The following is a 20,987-nucleotide window of genomic DNA, read 5'->3' as shown; positions in this document are numbered from 1 at the left end:
CAATTCGCGTATAGAGAGTATGCGAAGTCAGTTAAATAAATTTTATACAGGAAAAGGTTTTTAGCATTTAATTAACGCAATCATTAAATATAATCAACGATGTCATTAATTACCGGGGAATAGAAAAAAGGAATAAGGGGCGAGCGGCGCTCACCCCTTATAGGGTCGCCATTCATGGCGACCAGGATAGAACTACCTTATTACTTCCCCACCACATGCGCCGTTTCGCGCGCTTCATCGTTGGCGGCATCAGGTGTAATCACCGGCTCGTAATCGAGTTGCAGCACACGGCTGGTATCGGCCAGCACTTTCTCGGTCAATGCGACGTCGCCATTCAGCTTGCGGCCCCACGATGGGATAACCATGCGGATTTTGGTCTGCCATTCCGGTGAACGCATCTGTTCCGGGAAGGCTTTCGCCATCAGCTCAAGCATAATCGGCGCGGCGGTGGAGGCGCCTGGCGAAGCGCCCAGCAACGCCGAAATCGAACCATCTTCCGAGGTCACCACTTCGGTACCGAGACGCAGCACGCCGCCTTCAACGGCATCGTTCTTGATGATCTGCACGCGCTGGCCGGCAGTCACTAAACGCCAATCTTCCTGCTTCGCCTGCGGCACGTAAGCGCGCAACGCTTCCATACGATCGCTGTCGCTTTGCAAAACCTGATCAACCAGATATTTCACCAGGTCGAAGCTCTTCAGGCCAACCTGCACCATCGGCTTGAGGTTGCTGGTGTTCATCGCGCCGAACATATCCAGCAGCGAACCCTGCTTGAGGAATTTGGTAGAGAAGGTCGCAAACGGCCCAAACAGCAGCACCTGCTTGCCATCCAGCACGCGGGTGTCGACGTGCGGCACCGACATCGGCGGTGCGCCGACGCTGGCTTTGCCATAAACCTTCGCCATGTGCTGTTTCACGACGTCAGGATTTTCCGTCACCAGGAATGAACCGCCCACCGGGAAACCGGCGTAGCCTTTCACTTCCGGAATGCCGGATTTCTGCAGCAGCGGTAACGCCGCGCCGCCCGCACCGATAAACAGCTGGCGCGTGGTCAGCACGCGATTTTCACCGCTGGCCAGATTATGCAGCGTGACCTGCCAGCGACCGTCGCTCAGGCGTTTGATATCACGCACTTCCTGGCGCAGACGCAGGCGGAAATTGGCTTTCTTTTCTAAAGAAGCAATCAGCTGACGCGTTACTTCACCGAAGTTCACATCGGTGCCCATTTCGGTCCAGGTGGCCGCCACTTTCTGTTTGCTGTCACGGCCGTTCATCACCAGCGGAATCCACTCGGTGATTTGATCGCGGTCTTCAGAGTAATTCATGCCACGGAACAGCGTGCTTTTCTGCAACGCATTGAAACGCTTGCGCAGGAATTCAACGTTATCGTCGCCCCAAACGAAACTCATGTGCGGCGTACTGTGGATAAAGCTTTTGGGATTGCGCAGGTTGCCTTTCTGAACGTGATACGCCCAGAACTGGCGCGAAATCTGGAACGATTCGTTAATCGCCACAGCTTTGGCGATGTCGATGCTGCCATCCGCCTTCTGCGGCGTATAGTTCAGTTCCGCCAGCGCGGCGTGGCCGGTTCCGGCGTTGTTCCAGCCATTAGAAGATTCAACGGCCACGTCATCAAGACGTTCAACCATCTCAATCGACCAGTCAGGTTCGAGATCTTGCAGCCATGCGCCCAAAGTCGCACTCATCACGCCTGCGCCAATCAGCAGTACGTCGACGTCTTTTCGTTCCTGAAGGTTTGCACTTTCCATGCCAGCGGCGGCGAGCGCCAGATTTACCGCAGTAGTACTCATGAGGCGACATCTCCTCTCTCTGTTGACCTGAAGCTCAACAGGTTCGCAGGCGAAATAGCCGCGCTTCTTTCGAGCGCGTGGCGCTATCTCTCAAAGGTTAAGACTCAGGTATAAGTCATGGGGACGATAACGGTTAACTGCACGTTATGCATATGCATTCGAATATAACATTCTCGTATCGGAATTAAACGTTTGTTTATTTTTTAAAGGCGGAAATGATTCAGCATAAGAATTAATCAGCTCAACCCCGCGGTCATAAGGGATTTTTATCTCTTAATCAGACGGTTAGAGTAATGCAGTTGTTACGCTATTGTGAGTGCTTTTGGTGGGGTTGAAAACGGTGAGTGAGGTGTGTCACATTTTAATGTGTTGAAAATTATGAGTTTTAACTAAATTGATTATTTATGCGGATTTTATGTTGCGCGATATTTCGCCATGCCGTGTAAAAGTAATGTTACATTTTTGTGGTGATGAATTTCATCATGTACGGCGTTGCCCGCCAGAAGAAAAATGCATCACCTTGCCGGAAAAATGATCAGCGCGATCGGCGGCGCCAGAGGAAGCGAATCACGAAAAACTCAATCGCGCCCAGCAGTAAAAACCACAAACTAAAGACAATGGTATACAGCTGATTAACATCCATCAGATGCAGGCTTTCCTGCAGCTGTTTTGCCAGCTCAATACCAAATGAAGGTGCGGGCAGCAGCAGGGCAGAAAGAAAGCCCAGCAGCAGAATGCCGCCTGGGATGATCAGCGTTTCGAATGGGTTATTCATGGTCATTTTCCAAATCAGTTAGCGCGGGCATTAGCGCATAAAACCGCGCTACGGTGCAATCCCCGTGCCGAATCGCTCTAAGAAATTTCTTCTATTCCATTCACTTAGCGTCAAAAATAGCGAAAGTTAAGAGTTATAGCCTTTGCTATACTTAAATCCCTGATTTTACTGTCTTTTTTTTGCCGTTTTTGCGTGTTAGACTGCGCGCACTTTTTCATTACTGAACAATAAATGCGGAGAAGTAGCGGCTTTAGCGCCTGTTCCGCAGCATTGATTGAAAACCCATGACATTTATCGCAACCCTGATTTTGGCCTTTGGCATGTCGATGGACGCTTTTGCCGCAGCATTGGGCAAAGGCGCATCACTGCATCGCCCGAATTTCAAAGAAGCGCTGCGTACCGGTTTGATCTTTGGCGTCATCGAGATGTTAACGCCGCTGATTGGCTGGGCAATTGGTCTTGCGGCCAGCCGCTACATCATGGCGTGGGATCACTGGGTGGCGTTCGTGCTGTTAACCGTGCTGGGCGGCCGTATGATGATGGAGGGCTTCCGTCAAACCGCCGATGAGCCTTGCGAAGCGCCGCAGCGTCACGGTTTTATGGTGCTGGCGTTAACTGCTGTCGCTACCAGTCTTGATGCGCTGGCAGTGGGTGTTGGCCTGGCGTTCCTGCAGGTGAATATCATCATGACCGCCATCACCATTGGCGCCGCTACCACTATTATGGCGACCACCGGCGTGCTGGTTGGCCGATTTATCGGTCCGGTGATGGGCAAATGGGCCGAAGTGCTGGGCGGTGTAGTGCTGATCAGCATTGGCTGCACCATTTTAAGCGAGCATTTAGGCTGGTTTAACTAACCACATTGTAGGGTCGCCATTCATGGCGACCTCTTCTTCGCATCCGCACCAAACCCCAATTCTGTGATCTACTTCAAAAATAATTGCGGTAAAAACGCTCAGCGGCTATACTTTTTGCGTATTTCTTCAACAATTTTTGAACCAGGTGCCTTATGAAACGCTTTTTCCGCTACGTGTTTAACGCTTACGTTGAAACCTTCAAGCACGTACCGCCAGGCGCACAGCATTAATCCAGCGCTAACAGAATACCCTCGATAATCGCGGTCAGGGATCGACCTGTGGTTATCAACTGTTTTCTTATCTCTCCAGCCGCAATTCCCCCCATTTTCTCCCTAACTTGCTGATAAAACCCTTCAGCCATCAGATTTCGATCTGGCTATAGCCGCACGTTATACCCCGCAACTAAACAAGCATTCGTCACCCCATCTCCTGCATGAAATAGTCAATTCAGGCCCTATAAACCGTCTGAAACGAGAAACATCATGCTGATCCCACAACCTTATTTACTCTTCCTCGGCGACGTAACCGATCCACTGGCCGCTAAAACCGCACGCGGCATCCACGTCTGGCGTCCAGAGCAGTGCGTTGGCGAAATCAAATTGCCGGGCTGCACCGTATCGCTGGGCCTCGACGTCCTCGACATTGCCGCTGCCAAAGCGCGCGGAGCCAAAACGCTGGTGCTCGGCACCGCGAATGCCGGTGGTTACTTGCCCACGCATTGGCTCGACACGGTAAAGAGCGCCATCTCAGCCGGGATGAACGTTGCCAGCGGTTTACACCATCGTCTGGTGGATGAGCCGGAGCTGGTGGCGCTGGCCAAAGAGTTCGGTGTTGAGCTGTTCGACCTGCGCCACATGCGTCCAAAACTGGAAGTAGGCAGCGGTAAAAAGCGTACAGGTAAGCGTGTACTTACTGTCGGCACCGACTGCTCGGTAGGCAAGATGTACACCTCGCTGGCGCTGGAAGCCGCGATGCGTGAACGCGGCATGAAAGCCGATTTCCGCGCCACCGGCCAGACCGGCATTTTGGTGGCAGGCGAAGGTATCGCGATTGATGCAGTGATTGCAGACTTCATCGCCGGTGCGGTCGAAGCGCTGTCGCCAGCCAATGACGCCGATCACTGGGATATCGTCGAAGGCCAGGGTTCACTGTTCCATCCTTCCTATGCTGGCGTCAGCATGGGCCTGATTCACGGTGCGCAGCCGCATTGGCTGGTGATGTGCCATGAAATGGGCCGTCCGCATATGCGTCATCTGCCGCATCAGCCGATGGTCAGCCTGAAAGATTGCGTCGAAGCCAACCTGCGCGCGGCGCACGTTACCAGCGACGCGGTGCAACTGGCCGGTTTCGCTATCAACACCTCAAACTACAGCGAAGAAGAAGCGCGCGCCTATTGCGCAGAAATCAGCGCAGAATTCGGCGTGCCAGCCACCGATCCGGTGCGTTTCGGCATTGCGGATATCGCCGCGCTGCTGCAGGAGCGAGGCTAATTATGCGGCGCATGCAGATTGAAGTGCTGGAGCTGCCGCTGGCGCGTCCGTTTGCCATCTCGCGCGGCACACGCACGGCGGTCACGGTGATTCGTGTGACGCTGGAGCAGAACGGCTTTATTGGCCGCGGCGAATGCACGCCCACGCCGCGCTACGATGAAACGCCAGAAAGCGTCAACGCCGAACTGGAAGCGTTGCGCGCCGACATGGAAGCGGGCCTGAGCCGCCTCGATCTGCAAAGCCGTTTGTCTGCCGGTTCAGCGCGTAATGCGCTGGACTGCGCGCTGTGGCGTCTTGATGCCGCGCTGGCGAAGCACACGCTGTGGCAACAGTGCGAGCGTCGTCAGCCGCCATCGGTAATCACCGCCGAAACCCTCAGCCTCGATTCCATCGAGAACATGGCCGCCGCCGCTGCCGATGCGGTATCACGCGGCGCCATCCTGCTGAAAATCAAACTCAATCGCGACGAGATTCTGGAAAAAGTCGCCGCGATTCGTGCCGCCGCGCCGCGCGCCACCTTAATCATTGATGCCAATGAAGCCTGGTCGGGCGTGGATTTGCCCAGCCTGTTCAACGCGCTGGCGAGTTTTAACATCGCGATGGTCGAGCAGCCGCTACCGGCGGGCCAGGATCAGGAGTTGCAGCGCTTCGCGCACCCGATTCCGGTGTGTGCCGATGAGAGCTGCCACACACGTGAAGACATCGCGCAGCTGCGCAATCGCTACGAGATGATCAACATCAAGCTGGATAAATGCGGCGGGTTGACCGAAGCGCTGGCGATGGTGGAAGAGGCGCAGAAGCGCGATATGCGGTTGATGGTCGGCTGCATGCTTGGCTCTTCACTGGCGATGGAAGCAGCGCTGCCGGTGGCGATTGCCGCTGAGCATGTCGATCTCGATGGCCCAATCTGGCTGGCCGCCGATAGCTCGCCCTTCCTTTCTTACGCTCAAGGCCAAATCTGGCTGTAACCCGCACGCGGAGCAACGATGACGGACACTTTACTTACACCCAACGCCGCCAGCGTTGCCGGTTCAGCACCGGTGCTCGCGATTCAGGATCTCAGCGTCAGTTTTCGCGGCCGCAGCGGCGAAAATCAGGCGCTGAAAGGCATCAGTTTTAACATTCATCAGGGCGAAATTGTCGCCGTGGTCGGTGAAAGTGGCTCGGGTAAATCGGTCACCTCGCTGGCGGTAATGGGTTTGCTGGCCGCATCCGGGCGTATCGATCGCGGCAGCATGCAGTTCCGCGATCGTCAGGGCAACGCGCATCAGCTTGCCGCGCTAAATGAAGCGCAACGCCGTGCTTTACGTGGCCGCGAAATGGCGATGATTTTTCAGGAGCCGATGACCTCGCTCAATCCGGTGTTGCGCGTCGGCGATCAGCTGACCGAAGCGCTGCGGGATCATCAGATTTGCGACAAAAGTCAGGCCGAGGCGCGCGCACGTGAATTACTGCGCCAGGTGCGCATCGCTGATGTGGATCGCGTAATGAAAAGTTATCCGCATTCGCTGTCGGGCGGCATGCGCCAGCGCGTGATGATTGCGCAGGCGCTGGCCTGCGATCCGCAACTGCTAATCGCCGATGAGCCGACCACCGCGCTGGATGTCACGGTGCAGGCGCGCATTCTGCACATCCTGCGTGACCTGCAGCGCGAGAAGCAGATGGCGGTGCTGTTCATCACTCACGACATGGGCGTGGTGGCAGAAATCGCCGATCGCGTGGTGGTGATGCTGCGCGGCGAAGTAGTTGAGCAGGGCACGGTAACTGAAATCTTCAACGCGCCGCAGCATCCTTACACCAAAGCATTATTGGCCGCAGTGCCGAAGCTCGGCGATATGCGCGAACACGCATGGCCGCAGCGCTTTCCGCTATTGGGCAGTAATTCCAGCGATAACAGCGAGCAGCGCACCGCGCGCTACGACGAAACGCCGCTACTGGATGTACGCGGCCTGAAAGTCTACTACCCGATTCGCAGCGGCATTTTCTCGGCGCTCACCCATCAGGTGCACGCGGTGGAGCAGATCGATTTCAGCCTGTGGCCGGGCGAAACCCTGGCGATTGTCGGCGAAAGCGGCTGCGGTAAATCCACCACCGGTCGTGCGCTGATGCGGCTGATCAACAGCGACGCCGACAGCATTCATTTCCAGGGCAATGAAATCGCCAACCTGAAAGAGGCGCAGTTCCAGCCGCTGCGCCGTGAAATCCAGATGGTGTTTCAGGACCCTTACGCCTCGCTCAATCCGCGTCTCACCGTCGGTTTCACCATTGCCGAACCGCTGCTGCTGCACGGCATGGTGAAGTCGCTGGAAGAAGCGTCGCCGCAGGTCGATGCGTTGCTGAAAAGCGTGGGCTTATTGCCGGAACACGCGCAGCGCTATCCACATGAATTTTCCGGCGGCCAGCGTCAGCGTATCGCTATTGCACGCGCCATGGCACTGAAACCCAAAGTGATCATCGCCGACGAAGCCGTCTCGGCGCTGGATGTGTCGATTCAGGCGCAGGTGGTGAACCTGATGATGGATCTGCAAAAGCAAACCGGCGTGGCGTGGATTTTTATCTCGCACGACATGGCGGTGGTGGAACGTATCGCTAACCGCGTGGCGGTAATGTATCTCGGCCAGATTGTTGAGCTGGGGCCGCGTCAATCGGTGTTCAACCAGCCGCAACATCCGTATACCCAACGTCTGCTGGCCTCGGTGCCGGTGGCCGATCCCCAGAACCGTCAACCCCGCACTTTCGAGGACGGCGAAATTCCTTCGCCGCTGCGCAAGGTGGGAGAAACGGTCGTTAAACCGCGTTATCGCCAGGTTGCTCCGCAACACTGGGTCGCTGATTTTGTTTCGCGCTAACCCTCAATACCAGGAGATTTCATGAACCCGATTTTCCGCCGTACTGCGCTCGCGCTGGGATTGACCCTCTCGCTGGCCGCCGCCGCTCAGGCGCAGGATCTGCGCATTTCGATGTATGCCGACATCACCGGCCTCGATCCGCACGATACCTCCGATAACGTCAGCTACTCGGTGCAGAGCGGCATCTTCGAACGTCTGTTCCAGTTCGATGCCAGGATGAAGCTGCAGCCGTGGCTCGCCACCAGCTACACCAGCAACGACAGCGCCACCGAATTTACCCTGACGCTGCGTAAAGACGTGACCTTCCAGGACGGCACGCCGTTCGATGCCGCAGCGGTGAAAGCCAACCTCGATCGCCTTGCAGATCAGACCAAAGGCCTCAAGCGCAACAGCCTCTACAAGATGATTGCCAAGGTAACGGTGCTGGCACCGGATCAGGTGAAAATCGATCTGAACCAATCCTTTGGTGCTTTCATCAACACCCTGGCGCATCCGTCGGCGGTGATGTGGAGCCCGGCGATTCTCAAACAGTATCCGGAAGAAGCGCAGCTGCGCCTGCATCCGGTCGGCACCGGTCCGTTCAAATTCGTGACCTGGCAGCCGGGTAAAGCCGTGACGCTGGCGAAGTACGATGGCTACTGGCAAAAAGGCTGGCCGAAAGTGGATAACGTGATCTTCTCGCCAAGCCCGGAAGATGCCACGCGCGTTGCGGCGTTGAAATCCGGTCAGGTGGATGCGATCTGGCCGCTGCCATCCGATCTGATCGCCACCGTGCAGAGCGACAGCAAACTGGCGGTACAGCGCGATCCGAGCATTTATCTCTATTACATGGCGATCAACACCCAGCACAAACCGCTGGCTGATGTCCGTGTGCGTCAGGCGATCAACTATGCCATCGACCGCGATCTGTGGCTGAAAGTGGCATTTGCCGGCATGGGCAAACCGGCCAGTTCGGCGATTCCGGAAGGCGTGCAGTTCTACCAGAAGCAGAGCGCGCCGAACTATCGCTATGCGCCGGATGAAGCCAAAGCGCTGCTGAAAGCCGCCGGTTATCCGAACGGCCTCGATCTTAAACTGTGGGTCACCAACGCCACCGCCAGCGTGCGTGCCGCGCAGGTATTAAAAGCGCAGCTGGCAACGGTGGGCATTCGCGCCACGGTCACGCCGATGGATTCCGGCACGCGCAACGCTAAACTGTGGGGCGTGAAGGACCCGAAAGAGGCGGAATTTGATCTCTATTACGGCGGCTGGTCGACATCAACCGGTGATGCCGATTGGGCCTTGCGTCCACTCTACGCCACCGAATCCTGGGTGCCGACCTCGTATAACGTCTCGTACTTCAGCAATGCCGAAGCCGACAAAGCGATTGCCGGCGGCCTAGCCACCGCCGATCCAGCTAAGCGTGGTGAAGCCTACGCCGAGGCGCAGAAAGTGTTGTGGAAAGAGGCGCCAGTCGCCTTCCTCGGCACGCCAGACAATCTGGTCGGCAAACGCAGCACGCTGAGCGGTGTGTCGATGCTGCCGGATGGCAACTTCCTGTTTAATCAGGCGACGTTTAAGTAAAGGTTGGCGGTCGCCATTCATGGCGACCCTACGTTGTAGGGTGCGCATTCATGCGCACCTGGAACAATCCGCACCCAACCAAAAGGAACCGCATGTTCGCATACATCATTCGCCGACTGCTGGAGATGATCCCCGTATTGCTGGTGGTCTCGCTGCTGGTCTTCGGCTTCATCAAACTGCTGCCTGGCGATCCGGCGCGTATCTACGCCGGACCGGATGCGCCTTTGGCCGCGGTGGAAGCAGCGCGTCAGCATCTCGGACTCAACGATCCGCTGCCGCAGCAATATATCAACTGGATCGGCGGCCTGCTGCGCGGCGATCTGGGCGTCACTTATCGCACTCAACAGCCGGTGCTGGAAGTGATCAAACAGGGCTTTATGCCCACGCTGTGGCTGGCGCTGGCCGGTTTTGCCTGGTCGGTGATTCTGGGCCTATTCCTCGGCGTATTTGCCGCCCTGAAACGCGGTAAATGGCAGGACTGGACCTTAATGAGCGTCGCCGTTGGCGGCATCTCGATGCCCACTTTCTGGCTCGGCCTGCTGCTAATCCAGTTCGTCGCCATGCCGTTTGGCCTGTTCTCCGTCAGCGGCTTTAACCAACCCAGCGACATCGTGTTACCGGCAATCACGCTCGGTTCCTCGGTGGCGGCGGTGATGGCGCGCTTCACCCGCTCGGCATTTCTCGAAGTGGCGCAGGAAGATTACGTGCGCACCGCCAAAGCCAAAGGGCTGCGCAATCGGCTGGTGACGTGGAAACACGTGATGCGCAATGCGTTGATCCCGGTGATCACCATGCTCGGTTTGCAGTTCGGTTTTCTGCTCGGCGGATCGATCGTGGTCGAGAGCGTGTTCAACTGGCCGGGATTGGGCTGGCTGTTGATCGAGTCGATCAAGGCGCAGGATCAGCCGGTGATCCAGGCGTTAGTCATGCTGTTCGTGTTTGAATTTATTGTCATTAACCTGCTGGTCGATCTGCTGTATGCCGTGGTCAACCCAGCGATTCGCCTGCGACAGGAGCCCTGATGAGTCTGCAATCTCTGCCTGCCCACGCGCAGGAGGCGATCCGTTCGCCGTGGCGCGATTTTCTGCACGCGCTGGTGCGTAATCCGCTGGCGCTGGTCTCCGGCGGCTTTGTGCTGCTGCTGGTGCTGGTGGCCATTTTCGCACCCTGGCTGGCGCCATGGGATCCGATGGCACCCGACTGGATGGCGCTGTCATCGCCGCCGTCCAGCACGCACTGGATGGGTACCGATGAACTGGGTCGCGATCTGTTCAGCCGCATCATCTTTGGCGCGCGTATCTCGCTGTATGTCGGCGTGTTGTCGGTAACGCTCGGCATGGTGGTTGGCGTGCTGCTCGGCATGCTGGCGGGCTATTACGGACGCTGGATCGATATGCTGATTATGCGTGGCTCCGACGTGTTGTTCGCCTTTCCCGGCATGCTGCTGGCGATTGCGGTGGTGGCGATTCTCGGTCCGGGACTCAACAACGTCATTATTGCAGTGGCGATCTTCAGCGTGCCGGTGTTTGCCCGCATCGTGCGTGCGTCCACGCTGTCGCTGAAACAGGCAGCGTATGTTGAAGCGGTGCGCTGTGCCGGTGCGCCGGATCGCGTGATTCTGCTGCGCCACATTCTGCCGGGCACGCTGTCAAACGTGATTGTCTATTTCACTATGCGTATCGGCACCAGTATTCTGACCGCCGCCGGGCTGAGTTTTATCGGCCTCGGCCCGGAACCCGATGTGCCGGAGTGGGGCAATATTCTGGCGATGAGCCGCAGCATGATGATGGCTGGCTTGTGGCATGTCAGCGTGTTTCCGGGTCTGGCGATATTTATTACCGTGCTGGCGTTTAACCTGCTGGGTGATGCGCTGCGCGATACGCTCGATCCCAAACTGAAGGGCTAAGCATGGACTTTCAACAACTGCAGCGCGACCTGCTGCTGCAACGCTGGCGCAGCGAGCGCCAACTGGGACAACCGCGCAGCGCCAGCGGGCCAACTAATCGCATTAGCGATGTGCCGGGCGTGCGCGTCGGTCACTACACGTTAGCCGATGGCGAACGGCAAACCGGCGTCACCGCGATTGTGCCGCCGGGCGACAATCTGTTTACCCAGCCGCTGCCTTGTGCGGCGGCGGTGTTTAACGGTTTCGCCAAGCCGGTTGGCCTGGTGCAGGTTGAAGAGTTGGGCGTGCTGCAAACGCCGATATTGCTAAGCAACACGCTGGCGGTCGGCACGCTGTTTACCACGCTGGTGCGCGATGCCATCAGCCGCAACAGCGAGTTGGGCCGCAGCTTGCCCACGGTCAATCCGCTGGCGCTGGAGTGCAACGACGGCTGGCTCAACGATATTCAGGCGCTGGCGATCACCGAGACGATGGCGCAGCAAGCACTCTATGACGCCACTGCAGATTTCGATCGCGGCAGCGTTGGTGCCGGGCGCGGCATGAGCTGTTTCAGTTTGAAAGGCGGCATTGGTACGGCCTCGCGCATCATTCCGTCGCTCAATGCCACGCTGGGCGTGCTGGTGCTGGCGAACTTCGGCGCATTGACCGCGCTGACGCTGGATGGCGTGCGCCTGGGTGAAATGATCGCGCCGCTGCTGCCGGAACTGACGCCGCAACGCGATGCCGGTTCCATCATCATTATTATGGCGACCGATGCACCGCTTGATGCGCGTCAGCTGAAGCGCATCGCCAAACGCGCCGGGGCCGGTTTGGGGCGCCTGGGCAGCTATTGGGGCCACGGTTCGGGCGATATTGCAGTGGCATTTTCCACCCAGCCACAGCCGCAACCGCCAGAAGAATCCACGCTGGAACCGCTGCTCGCCGCCGCCGCCGATGCCACCGAACACGCGGTGCTGGATGCCTTACTCAGCGCCGAAGCCGTCACCGGTTTCCGCGGCCATCATCGCCCGTCGTTAACCGAAGTATTAGATCGATTAGCTGCATCGTAGGGTCGCCATTCATGGCGACCTCTGCCAATAAACGCACGGAACCCCAACCTCATGAAAATCTTCATCTCTGCCGATATCGAAGGCATCGCCGGCGTAATGCGCCCGGAACAGTGTTCTCCCGGCCACGCGGAATACCAACTGGCGCGCGGACTCATGGAACAGGAAGTTAACGCCGCCATCGATGGCGCCTTTGCCGGTGGCGCAACAGAAGTGGTGGTGGCCGACAGCCACGCGCAGATGACCAACCTGCGCGCGGAAAATATTGATCCCCGCGCGCGCATGGTGCAGGGCAAACCGCGCGGCTTATCGATGGTGGAAGGCATTGAGCAGCAACCGTTTGATGGCCTGTTCTTTATCGGCTATCACAGCGCGGCGGGCGAACCCGGCGTGCTGGCGCACACCATTAATGGCCGTGCGTTCTGGCGCATTCACATCAACGGCAAGGTGATGGGCGAGACCGACATCTACGCCGCAGCTGCTGCCGAACAGGGCACGCCGCTGTGGCTGGTGAGCGGTGACGATCAGCTCAAAGGCTGGATTGCCGAGCATTATCCCTCGGTGGATTACGTCTGCGTGAAACGCGCCATCTCGCATACCTGTGCAGAATCCATCAGCCCGCAGGCAGCGCAAAACGCCATTCGCGCTGCGGCAACTGCTGCGGTGCAGCGCAAACGCCAGATCAGCACCACGCGGCTGAGCGCGCCTTATGAGATGCAGCTGCAAGCCAGCAAACCGGTGCTGGCGGATCTGTTCAGCCTGATTCCCGGCGTGACGCGCATTGACGCGGTCACCGTTGGCTATCGCGCCGACAACATGAACACGTTAATCAGCCTGCTGAGCGCCTTCTCCTATCTGGCAAGTACACAATCGTGATCGTAGGGGCGCCATTTATGGCGACCGCGCTAAATCATCAGGTCGGTCCGCATTTCCTGCTGAATTTTGCTAACCTGCGCGCAATTTATATATAACAACGAGGCAGTCATGCAGCTCTGCAGTTTTTATCTTATTGACCAGGAAAGAAAAAGTTACGGTATCGTGCAGCAAGAGGGCGTGATTGATATCGGCGCGCGTCTCGGCGCTGACTGCCCGGACCTGAAAACCTTGCTGCAACGCGGCGCGTTAAGCGATCTCGACGCCTTCGTGTCACAGCCGGTTGATCATCCGTTTAGCGCCATTCGCTTCCTGCCGGTGGTGGAAAATCCCGGCAAAGTGTTCTGCGTTGGCATGAACTACGCCGACAAACGCAAAGAGTTCGCCGAGACGATTGAAGCGCCGACGCTGTTTGTGCGTTTCGCGGATTCGCTGGCGGCGCACGAGCAGCCGCTGCTGAAACCCGCTACCACGCAGGAATTTGATTACGAAGGCGAACTGGCGGTGATCATTGGCAAAGCGGCCTATCAGGTGAAAGCCGCCGATGCGCTGAATCACGTTGCGGGTTACAGCTGCTTTATGGATGCCACGGTGCGCGACATGCAGTTTACCTGGTTCACCGCCGGGAAAAACTGGCAGCAAACCGGCGGTTTCGGGCCGTGGATGACTACCGCCGACGAGATCCCCGATCCGCAGCAGCTGGCGATCAAAACCTGGCTCAATCAGCGCGAAGTGCAGAACGACACCACCGCCAGCATGGTGCATCCGGTGGCGAAGATTATCGAGTACATTTCCGCGTTCAGCCCGCTGTCGCCAGGCGATGTGATCATCACCGGTTCACCGGGCGGCGTAGGTAAAAAACGCACGCCACCGCTGTTTATGTTCCCCGGCGATGAGATTGAAGTGGAAATCGAAAAGATCGGAAAATTACGTCACCGCGTGGCATAAAACCCACGCAGCGATGGCGTAAAACGGTCGCCATAAATGGCGACCCTACGATGTCTTAACGTACAAATTTAATGATGCGGCTGCGGTTCAGCATCAGCCGCAGCGTATCGCCTTCGCGCGCAATCGCGAAGCGCTTCTCCCACGGTCCATCTTGCGCGGTGGCTAATAGCCGATTGTTACCCAGCGACTGCAAACGCGCACGAATCGCCGCCGGGCCGATGCCCATGATTAAGCTTTCGCCCTCAATCACCAACTCGCTGCGCCACTGCGGCGCGAACCAGCGGCCCTGCAGATTATCGAGACTGGCCTGATCGGCTTGTACCGGCACAAAACGTCGTGCGGCATGCCCAATCTCTCCAACAATCGCCGCACCATCATGACGTAACCGCATCGGGAAAGTGCTGGAGAGCGACACCGCCGTGCCGTGCACATCGTCACGCCACAAAGTTTCGCCTGCGCCAAGCCAGGTGGCGGTCACGCCCTTGATGTCCAGCCAGTCGGCGGCGTCTTGCGCCACGTAAAGCCCGGGCGTTAAATCGTGTCCTTTCTCCGGTAACGCGCGGTTGAGCAGCGCCGCCATCACCTGCAGCACGCTTTCCGACGTGGTGACATCTTCGCGGTTGGCGACCAGCGCCACGCCGATTTTCAGTTCCGGATGCAGCAGGAAATAGCTCTTATAACCGGCATGCGAACCGCCGTGACCAAACAGCGTCTGGCTGCCGAGCGTCGAGCTGGTAATGCCCAAACCGTACCCGCTGGTGCGGCCATCGTTGAGATTACGCGGCGCGCTCAGGCGTTGCAGCACGCCTGCGCCCGGTCCGTTATCGGCCAGCAGGCTTTGCAGCCAGCGCGTCAGATGATTCAGGCTGCCGGTCACGCTTCCCGATGCCGAGAGATGCAAACCGGCGCTGGAGAGCTGCCACTGCGCGCCGTTTTGCCAGTAGCCAGGCACCAAACCAGGCACGATATCGAACCAGCTTTCCGGCGCAATCAGGTTGATATCCAGCGGATCGCAGATGTACTGCTGCAGCAGATCATTGAATAACACGCCTTTGGCTTTCAGCGCTTCTTCCACCAGCCGATAGCCGGTGTTGGTGTAGGAGATTTCGCTGCCGGGCGCATAGTTGAGCTCGCCTTCGTGCGCGATAAAATCCAGCAGGTCGTCGGCGCGGGTGGCGTTGTACACCGACAATCCCAGCAGCGATAAGGTTTCGCGCACGTCCGGCAAACCGCTGCTCATATCCAGCGCCTGGCCTACGGTGACTTGGCCGTTGGCTCCGCTCAGCTGCGGCAGATGCTGCGCCAGCGTATCGTCGAGCTTGAGGTAGCGACGTCCCGGCCCGGTCACCAGCGCGGCGAACAGATGTTTGGTGATGGAGGCGAAACGCACCACGCTGTCGGCGCTGAACGGCGTTTGCTGCGCCAAATCGGCCAATCCTACGCAGTGGGTTGAGTGAATCTGGTGCGCATCAAACAGAACCATTGCGCCGCCCGGCGCGCCCGGCTGTTGCCAGCTTTCAGTGATCTGTTGTGCGACATCCGCGGCGCGTTGCCAGTTAGCGGTCATGCCGGTTCCTCCAGCGTCATGCTGAGATCGAAAAGTTGGGCGGTATGCGGATGCTGGATGCGCCGCGCGCGCAGATCGTCGGCGCTCAGCTGCTCCACCATCTCGCCATTCTGCATCACGCCAATGCGCTGACACAGATGCGTTACCACCGCGAGGTTGTGCGTCACCATAATGTAGGTGAGTTTGCGCTCGCTGCGTAGGTCGCTGAGTAAATTGAGGATTTCGGCCTGCACCGACACATCAAGTGCGGAGGTCGGCTCATCCAGCAGCAGCACTTCCGGTTCGGCGATCAACGCGCGTGCAATCGCCACGCGCTGACGCTGGCCGCCCGACAGCTGATGCGGATAGCGGAAGCGTACCGAGGCGGGCAAGCCCACTTCGCCTAACGCCTGGCTGATGCGCTGTTCGGCGCGATCGAGCTGATGCACCAGCAGCGGTTCGTGCAGGATGCGATCGATGGTTTGACGCGGATGCAGCGAACCAAACGGGTCCTGAAACACCATCTGCACCTGACGATAGAAGGCGCGGCTGCGTTTGGCGCTGAGCTGCATGCCGCCAAACAACATGCTGCCTTGCCAGTCGGCATTCAGCCCAGCGAGCGCGCGCAGGATGGTGGATTTGCCCGAGCCGCTTTCACCGACCAGGCCAAAGCTTTCGCCGTTACCGACCGAGAAGCTGACGTCTTTCACCGCCGTGTGCGTACCGAAGTTGATACGCAGGTTATCGATTTGAATCATGGGAAGCCTGTAAATTCTGTGCGTCCATTTAAACGGTCGCCATGAATGGCGACCCTACGCTGTGCGCCGATAATTATTCGCGCCACGCGGCATCGCGCTGCAATACGGGTAAACGCTCGCGCGGATGGCGTAACGACGGCAAACACGCCAGCAAACCGCGCGTATATGGATGCTGCGCCTGCTGCAACTGCCCGGCATCGAGCAGCTCGACGATGCGGCCGGCGTACATCACTGCCACGCGATCGCAGAAGTGCGACACCAGCGGCAAATCGTGGCTGATCAGGATCAGCCCCATGCCGCGCGCCGATACTAACTCGTCAATCAGCTTGAGGATCTCCGCCTGCACCGTGGCATCCAGCGCGCTGGTGGGTTCATCGGCGATCAACAGTTCCGGATCGGGCGCCAGCATCATCGCAATCATCACGCGCTGGCCCATGCCGCCTGAGACTTCATGCGGATAGCGTTTTGCCACGGCTTCAGGGTCGCGAATCTTCACCTGCTCCAGCAGCTCAATCGCCGCCTGCATCGCCGCTTTATGGCTGCCGCCTTTGTGCTCGCGCCAGGCTTCGGCAATCTGCTGGCCGATGGTCATCACCGGGTTGAGTGAATATTTCGGGTCCTGCAGGATAAAACCGACGCGCTTGCCGCGAATTTTGCGCAGCACTTTCTCGCTGGCACCGCGCAGATCGATACCGTCGAAGCGCAGCACATCGGCGCTGACTTCCGCATTGCCCGGCAATAACTGCATCAGGCTGCGCGCGGTCAGCGACTTGCCGGAACCGCTTTCGCCGACAATGGCGAACTTCTCGCGGCCAACGCTAAAACTGACGCCGCGCACTGCTTCAAAGGTTTCGCTGCGCGAGCGGAAAGCAACGCGCAGGTTCTCGATTTCCACCAACATTTAGCGCTCCTTGGGATCCAGCACGTCACGCAGACCGTCGCCGAGAAAGTTAAACGCCAATGACGTCAGGAAAATCGCGATACACGGCATTAATGGCACCCACCATTCGCTGAACAGGAAGCGACGTGCGGTGGCGATCATCGTGCCCCATTCCGGTGACGGCGGCTGCGCGCCCATGCCAAGGAAGCCAAGGCTGGCGGCGGTGATAATGATGGAGCTCATGTCCAGCGTGACGCGCACAATCAGGCTCGGCACGCACAGCGGCATGATGTGGCGCAGAATAATGCGCAGCGGCGACGCGCCCGTCAGACGGCTGGCGGCGATAAAGTCGCTGTGGCGGAACTGCAGGGTTTCAGCGCGTGCCAGGCGCGCATACGGCGGCCACGATGTCAGGGCAATCGCCAGAATCGCGCTCTCAACGCCGGGTTTCAGCGCTGCGACAAACGCCAGCGCCAGAATCAGACGCGGGAAGGCGAGGAAGATGTCGGTCAAACGCATCAGCGCTTTATCGATGAAACCGCCGGCATAACCGGCGATACAGCCAATCAGCAGGCCGAGCGGCGCGGTAAGCAGCACCACAGCGATTACCATGCCGAGCGTGGTGCGGCCGCCGTAGATAATGCGCGTCCAGACATCGCGGCCCAGTTCATCGGTGCCGAGCCAGTGCGCGGCGGAAGGTGCTGCGAGGCGGTTTTCCAGATGCTGCACGCCAGGATCGAACGGCGTCAGCCACGGCGCAAACAGCGCCAGCAGCAGCATCACCGCCACCACCAGCAGTCCGGCCATCGCGAGTGGATTACTGCGCAGGCTGAGCCACAGGCGATAACGCCGACCCCACACCGCCTGGCGACGATTGGCGGGCGTATCGTCGAGCAGCCATTCTCGTGAGAAGAAGATCATTTTACGCGCGGGTCCCAAAGTCGATAGAGAAGGTCAGCCAGCTGATTGAGCAGCACATACACGGTGCCGACCAGCAAAGTTGCGCCGATTACCGGGTTCATGTCGGCGTTCATCAGCGACGTGGTGAGATATTGGCCGATACCGGGCCAGGCGAAGACGTTTTCCGTCACCACCGCGCCCTCCAGCAATCCGGCGTAGGTCAGCGCCAGCACCGTGACCAGCTGAACCGCCACGGTGGGAAACGCATGCCGCCAAATCACCCGCCGTGACGACAAACCTTTGGCGCGCGCGGTGATCACGAACTCGCCGCTCAGCGCGTTAAGCATAAAGGTGCGCGTCATACGCGTGATGTAGGCCATGCTGAAGTAGGCCAGAATCAGCACCGGCTGCGCCATGTGCGCCAGCGCATCCCAGAAGGCGTCGGTTTCCCCGGCCAGCAGCGAATCGATGGTGAGGAAGCCGGTAACCTGCGGCACCATATCCTGCCAGATGATGTCCTGCCGTCCGGGACCGGGCGCAATGCCGAGCACCGCGTAGAACACCAGCAGGCTCAGCAGCGCCAGCACGAATACCGGCAGCGAATGGCCTGCGAGACAGATGACGCGAATGGTTTGATCGACCCACGAACGTTGACGCACCGCCGCCCACACGCCGAGTGGAATGCCGATCAGCGCCGCGATGATGATCGCCGCCGTCGCCAATTCCATGGTGGCGGGGAAGAAGCGGGCGATATCGGTAATCACCGGATTCGAGGTGAGAATCGATTTACCGAGATCGCCATGCAGCAGTTGATTGAGGTAGTGACCAAACTGCACGTAAAGGGGCTGATCCAGCCCCATTTCCGCACGCACGCGCTCAACCACCGATTGCGGTGCGTTATCACCGACCGCCGCCAGCACCGGATCGGTGGGCATGACGCGGCCAATGAAAAAGGTCAAAACCGACAGACCAAACAGCGTCAACACCAGGCTTCCCAGGGTGCTGACGATTCTCTTCAGTAACGGCATCAGGCTTTTTTCACCTGCGCATACGGCCACTGCTCCAGCACGGTCATGTGAACATCACTCAGCGCTTTGCTGGTGGCCACGTTTTTGGTCTTCTGCATCATGAAAATGAACGGGCTCTTCTCGCGGCCTAACTGCTGAATCTGCTGATAGAGCGCGATACGCTTCGCCGGATCCGGCTCATGTAACGCCTGCTCGGTGAGTTTGTTGAATTCATCGTCTGACCAGCTGCAGCGCCATGCCAGCGTACGCGCACGCGCGTTATCGCTGTTGTCGGTGTTAACGCAGAAGGCTTCGGTGTTGGAGTTAGGATCAAAGTAATCGGCTCCCCAAACCGTCAATGCCAGCTGATGCTGACGCGCGCGCATTTTGGTCAGAACCTGACGGTTTTCGGCGGCGATCAGTGACACTTTGATGCCAATCGCGCCCAACTGCGTTTGAATCGCCTGCGCGATGTCCGGATACGGTTGCATTGAGTAGTGATCGAGGGTGATTTCGAAACCGTCCGGGTAACCCGCTTCGGCCAGCAGCGCTTTGGCTTTCGCCAGATCTTTGTGGAATGGCGTATCGTCCAGCGCCGCCGGGAAGCCGCTCGGCAGGAAGCTTTGATGGGTAACAAAACTCATCGACAGAATGTTTTTCTGGATACTTTCGTAATCCAGCGCCCACTTCAGCGCCTGCCACACCTGCGGTTTTTTCAGGTACTGATTATTGGTGTTGCACGACATCAGCATGATGGCCGACAGCGACTGATTCACCAGCGACACGCTGCTGTCGTTTTTCACCTGCAGCAGCTGTTCGGTGGTGAGGTCATACGCGGCATCGACATCGCCTTTTTTCAGCATCAGCGCCTGCGCGGCCGGGTCGGCGATGTGTTTGAGGATCACGCGTTTGGTTTTGCTTGATCCTGCATATTGCGGGCTAATCTCCAGAATCACCGTTTCGCTGGCATTCCAGGTGCGCAGGGTAAAGGCTCCGGAACCGGCGCTGTGTTGTTTCAGCCAGCCGTTACCGAAGTCATTGTTCTGCTGGTTCGCCAGACAGGCTTTCTTCGACACGATGCTGCCGACGGTGGCGGACAAGCAGTAGAGCAGGAAGGTTTCGGCCGCCGGCGCGCCGAGTTTCATCTCAACGGTGTGCGCATCTTTCGCGGTCACCAGCTGCGTCACGTTATCTTTGGTAAAGCCGAACTGGTTGATAATAAAGGCCGGGCTCTTGTCCAGCTTGACGATACGTTCAATCGAGAACGCCACGTCTTCTGCGGTGAGCGGCGATCCATCGGCGAATTTAGCTGCCGGATCGAGATGGAAAGTGTAAGTGCCGTTATCGCTGCTGACATCCCAGCTTTGCGCCAGTTGACCAATCACTTTGTCGGCTTGCTTGGGATCGGGCGTGACTAAACGTTGATAGAGGTTGCCGCAAATCTGGCCGCCGGTGGCTTCGAAGCTTTCGTGTGGATCGAGGCTGGTGATGTTATCGAGCTGCATCGCGATCACCAGCATGGTCGGCGGCGTCGCGGCAAAGGAAGAATTCAGGCTGAGGTAGGAAACAACAGGTACAGCAGTGCATCCTGCAAGAAAACGTCTTCTGGTAACCATGTAAACTCCCAACTGATTGATAAGTAAAATAAAAAATTGTTATTTGATTGTTTTTTGTCTTGACTTTACGCACCTGCCGGAGGATTAATACCGGCTCTAAGCCATTTGTTTCACGCGCGTGTGCTCGCCCTTTTTTGGTGCAATTTGCTCCGCCAGCTGGCA

The 20,987-nt window shown here is 58.1% G+C and carries 18 protein-coding genes; 10 read left to right on the top strand and 8 right to left on the bottom strand.

Annotated features, from left to right (window positions below):
* Positions 1–200: 200 nt before the first annotated feature.
* Positions 201–1,811: a malate dehydrogenase (quinone) gene (gene mqo / locus VIJ98_RS19060; RefSeq protein ID WP_179453139.1), complete on the bottom strand. Its 1,611-nt coding sequence runs from the start codon at positions 1,809–1,811 to the stop codon at positions 201–203.
* 535 nt (positions 1,812–2,346) lie between these two features.
* Positions 2,347–2,586, bottom strand: a complete 240-nt coding sequence (locus VIJ98_RS19055; RefSeq protein ID WP_007891898.1) for a DUF1158 domain-containing protein — start codon at positions 2,584–2,586, stop codon at positions 2,347–2,349.
* Between the two features lie 284 nt (positions 2,587–2,870).
* On the opposite strand from VIJ98_RS19055, the gene mntP reads away from it, so the two are divergent.
* From mntP to VIJ98_RS19005, 10 genes are all read left to right on the top strand, one after another.
* Positions 2,871–3,443 (top strand): manganese efflux pump MntP, encoded by a 573-nt coding sequence (gene mntP / locus VIJ98_RS19050; protein WP_154183236.1) that lies wholly within the window; start codon positions 2,871–2,873, stop codon positions 3,441–3,443.
* A gap of 482 nt (positions 3,444–3,925) precedes the next feature.
* Positions 3,926–4,933, top strand: coding sequence for an N-acetyltransferase DgcN (gene dgcN / locus VIJ98_RS19045; protein ID WP_061719826.1), 1,008 nt, complete (start codon positions 3,926–3,928; stop codon positions 4,931–4,933).
* A gap of 2 nt (positions 4,934–4,935) precedes the next feature.
* Complete coding sequence (gene dgcA, locus VIJ98_RS19040; protein WP_154157296.1) at positions 4,936–5,901, top strand: N-acetyl-D-Glu racemase DgcA; 966 nt, start codon at positions 4,936–4,938, stop codon at positions 5,899–5,901.
* An 18-nt stretch (positions 5,902–5,919) separates the two neighbouring features.
* Positions 5,920–7,782 (top strand): ABC transporter ATP-binding protein, encoded by a 1,863-nt coding sequence (locus tag VIJ98_RS19035; RefSeq protein WP_323275505.1) that lies wholly within the window; start codon positions 5,920–5,922, stop codon positions 7,780–7,782.
* A 21-nt stretch (positions 7,783–7,803) separates the two neighbouring features.
* Positions 7,804–9,345 (top strand): glutathione ABC transporter substrate-binding protein, encoded by a 1,542-nt coding sequence (locus tag VIJ98_RS19030; protein WP_323275503.1) that lies wholly within the window; start codon positions 7,804–7,806, stop codon positions 9,343–9,345.
* Positions 9,346–9,437: 92 nt separating this feature from the next.
* Complete coding sequence (locus VIJ98_RS19025) at positions 9,438–10,367, top strand: ABC transporter permease (protein ID WP_154193928.1); 930 nt, start codon at positions 9,438–9,440, stop codon at positions 10,365–10,367.
* Positions 10,367–11,251: an ABC transporter permease subunit gene (locus VIJ98_RS19020; protein ID WP_323275501.1), complete on the top strand. Its 885-nt coding sequence runs from the start codon at positions 10,367–10,369 to the stop codon at positions 11,249–11,251. The genes VIJ98_RS19025 and VIJ98_RS19020 overlap by 1 nt, the downstream gene beginning before the upstream one ends.
* Before the next feature lie 2 nt (positions 11,252–11,253).
* Positions 11,254–12,300 (top strand): P1 family peptidase, encoded by a 1,047-nt coding sequence (locus VIJ98_RS19015; RefSeq protein WP_323275498.1) that lies wholly within the window; start codon positions 11,254–11,256, stop codon positions 12,298–12,300.
* A 51-nt stretch (positions 12,301–12,351) separates the two neighbouring features.
* Positions 12,352–13,173, top strand: a complete 822-nt coding sequence (locus VIJ98_RS19010) for a M55 family metallopeptidase (RefSeq protein WP_258144153.1) — start codon at positions 12,352–12,354, stop codon at positions 13,171–13,173.
* Between the two features lie 108 nt (positions 13,174–13,281).
* Positions 13,282–14,118, top strand: a complete 837-nt coding sequence (locus tag VIJ98_RS19005; RefSeq protein WP_323275495.1) for a fumarylacetoacetate hydrolase family protein — start codon at positions 13,282–13,284, stop codon at positions 14,116–14,118.
* A 55-nt stretch (positions 14,119–14,173) separates the two neighbouring features.
* Here the strand turns inward: VIJ98_RS19005 and VIJ98_RS19000 are convergent, their stop codons facing one another.
* From VIJ98_RS19000 to VIJ98_RS18975, 6 genes are all read right to left on the bottom strand, one after another.
* Positions 14,174–15,685 carry a serine hydrolase domain-containing protein gene (locus tag VIJ98_RS19000; RefSeq protein WP_323275493.1) on the bottom strand — a complete coding sequence of 504 codons (1,512 nt, stop codon included), beginning with the start codon at positions 15,683–15,685 and terminating at the stop codon, positions 14,174–14,176.
* The gene (locus VIJ98_RS18995) at positions 15,682–16,422 is read right to left on the bottom strand and encodes an ABC transporter ATP-binding protein (protein WP_154157289.1); all 741 of its coding nucleotides are present in this window, start codon (positions 16,420–16,422) and stop codon (positions 15,682–15,684) included. Before VIJ98_RS18995 ends, VIJ98_RS19000 begins: the two co-directional genes overlap by 4 nt.
* 73 nt (positions 16,423–16,495) lie before the next feature.
* The gene (locus VIJ98_RS18990; protein WP_061719815.1) at positions 16,496–17,323 is read right to left on the bottom strand and encodes an ABC transporter ATP-binding protein; all 828 of its coding nucleotides are present in this window, start codon (positions 17,321–17,323) and stop codon (positions 16,496–16,498) included.
* Positions 17,324–18,223, bottom strand: coding sequence for an ABC transporter permease (locus VIJ98_RS18985; protein ID WP_154157288.1), 900 nt, complete (start codon positions 18,221–18,223; stop codon positions 17,324–17,326).
* A complete protein-coding gene (locus VIJ98_RS18980; RefSeq protein WP_008106687.1) occupies positions 18,220–19,230 on the bottom strand; it encodes an ABC transporter permease in 1,011 nt (336 codons plus the stop codon). Before VIJ98_RS18980 ends, VIJ98_RS18985 begins: the two co-directional genes overlap by 4 nt.
* A complete protein-coding gene (locus VIJ98_RS18975; RefSeq protein WP_154157287.1) occupies positions 19,230–20,825 on the bottom strand; it encodes an ABC transporter substrate-binding protein in 1,596 nt (531 codons plus the stop codon). Before VIJ98_RS18975 ends, VIJ98_RS18980 begins: the two co-directional genes overlap by 1 nt.
* Positions 20,826–20,987 lie beyond the last annotated feature (162 nt).

The organism is Pantoea sp. S18, from assembly GCF_045689705.1.
Taxonomy (GTDB): domain Bacteria; phylum Pseudomonadota; class Gammaproteobacteria; order Enterobacterales; family Enterobacteriaceae; genus Pantoea; species Pantoea symbiotica.
Note: the sequence above shows the minus strand (reverse complement) of the source record. Positions and strands in the feature narration are given on the sequence as shown.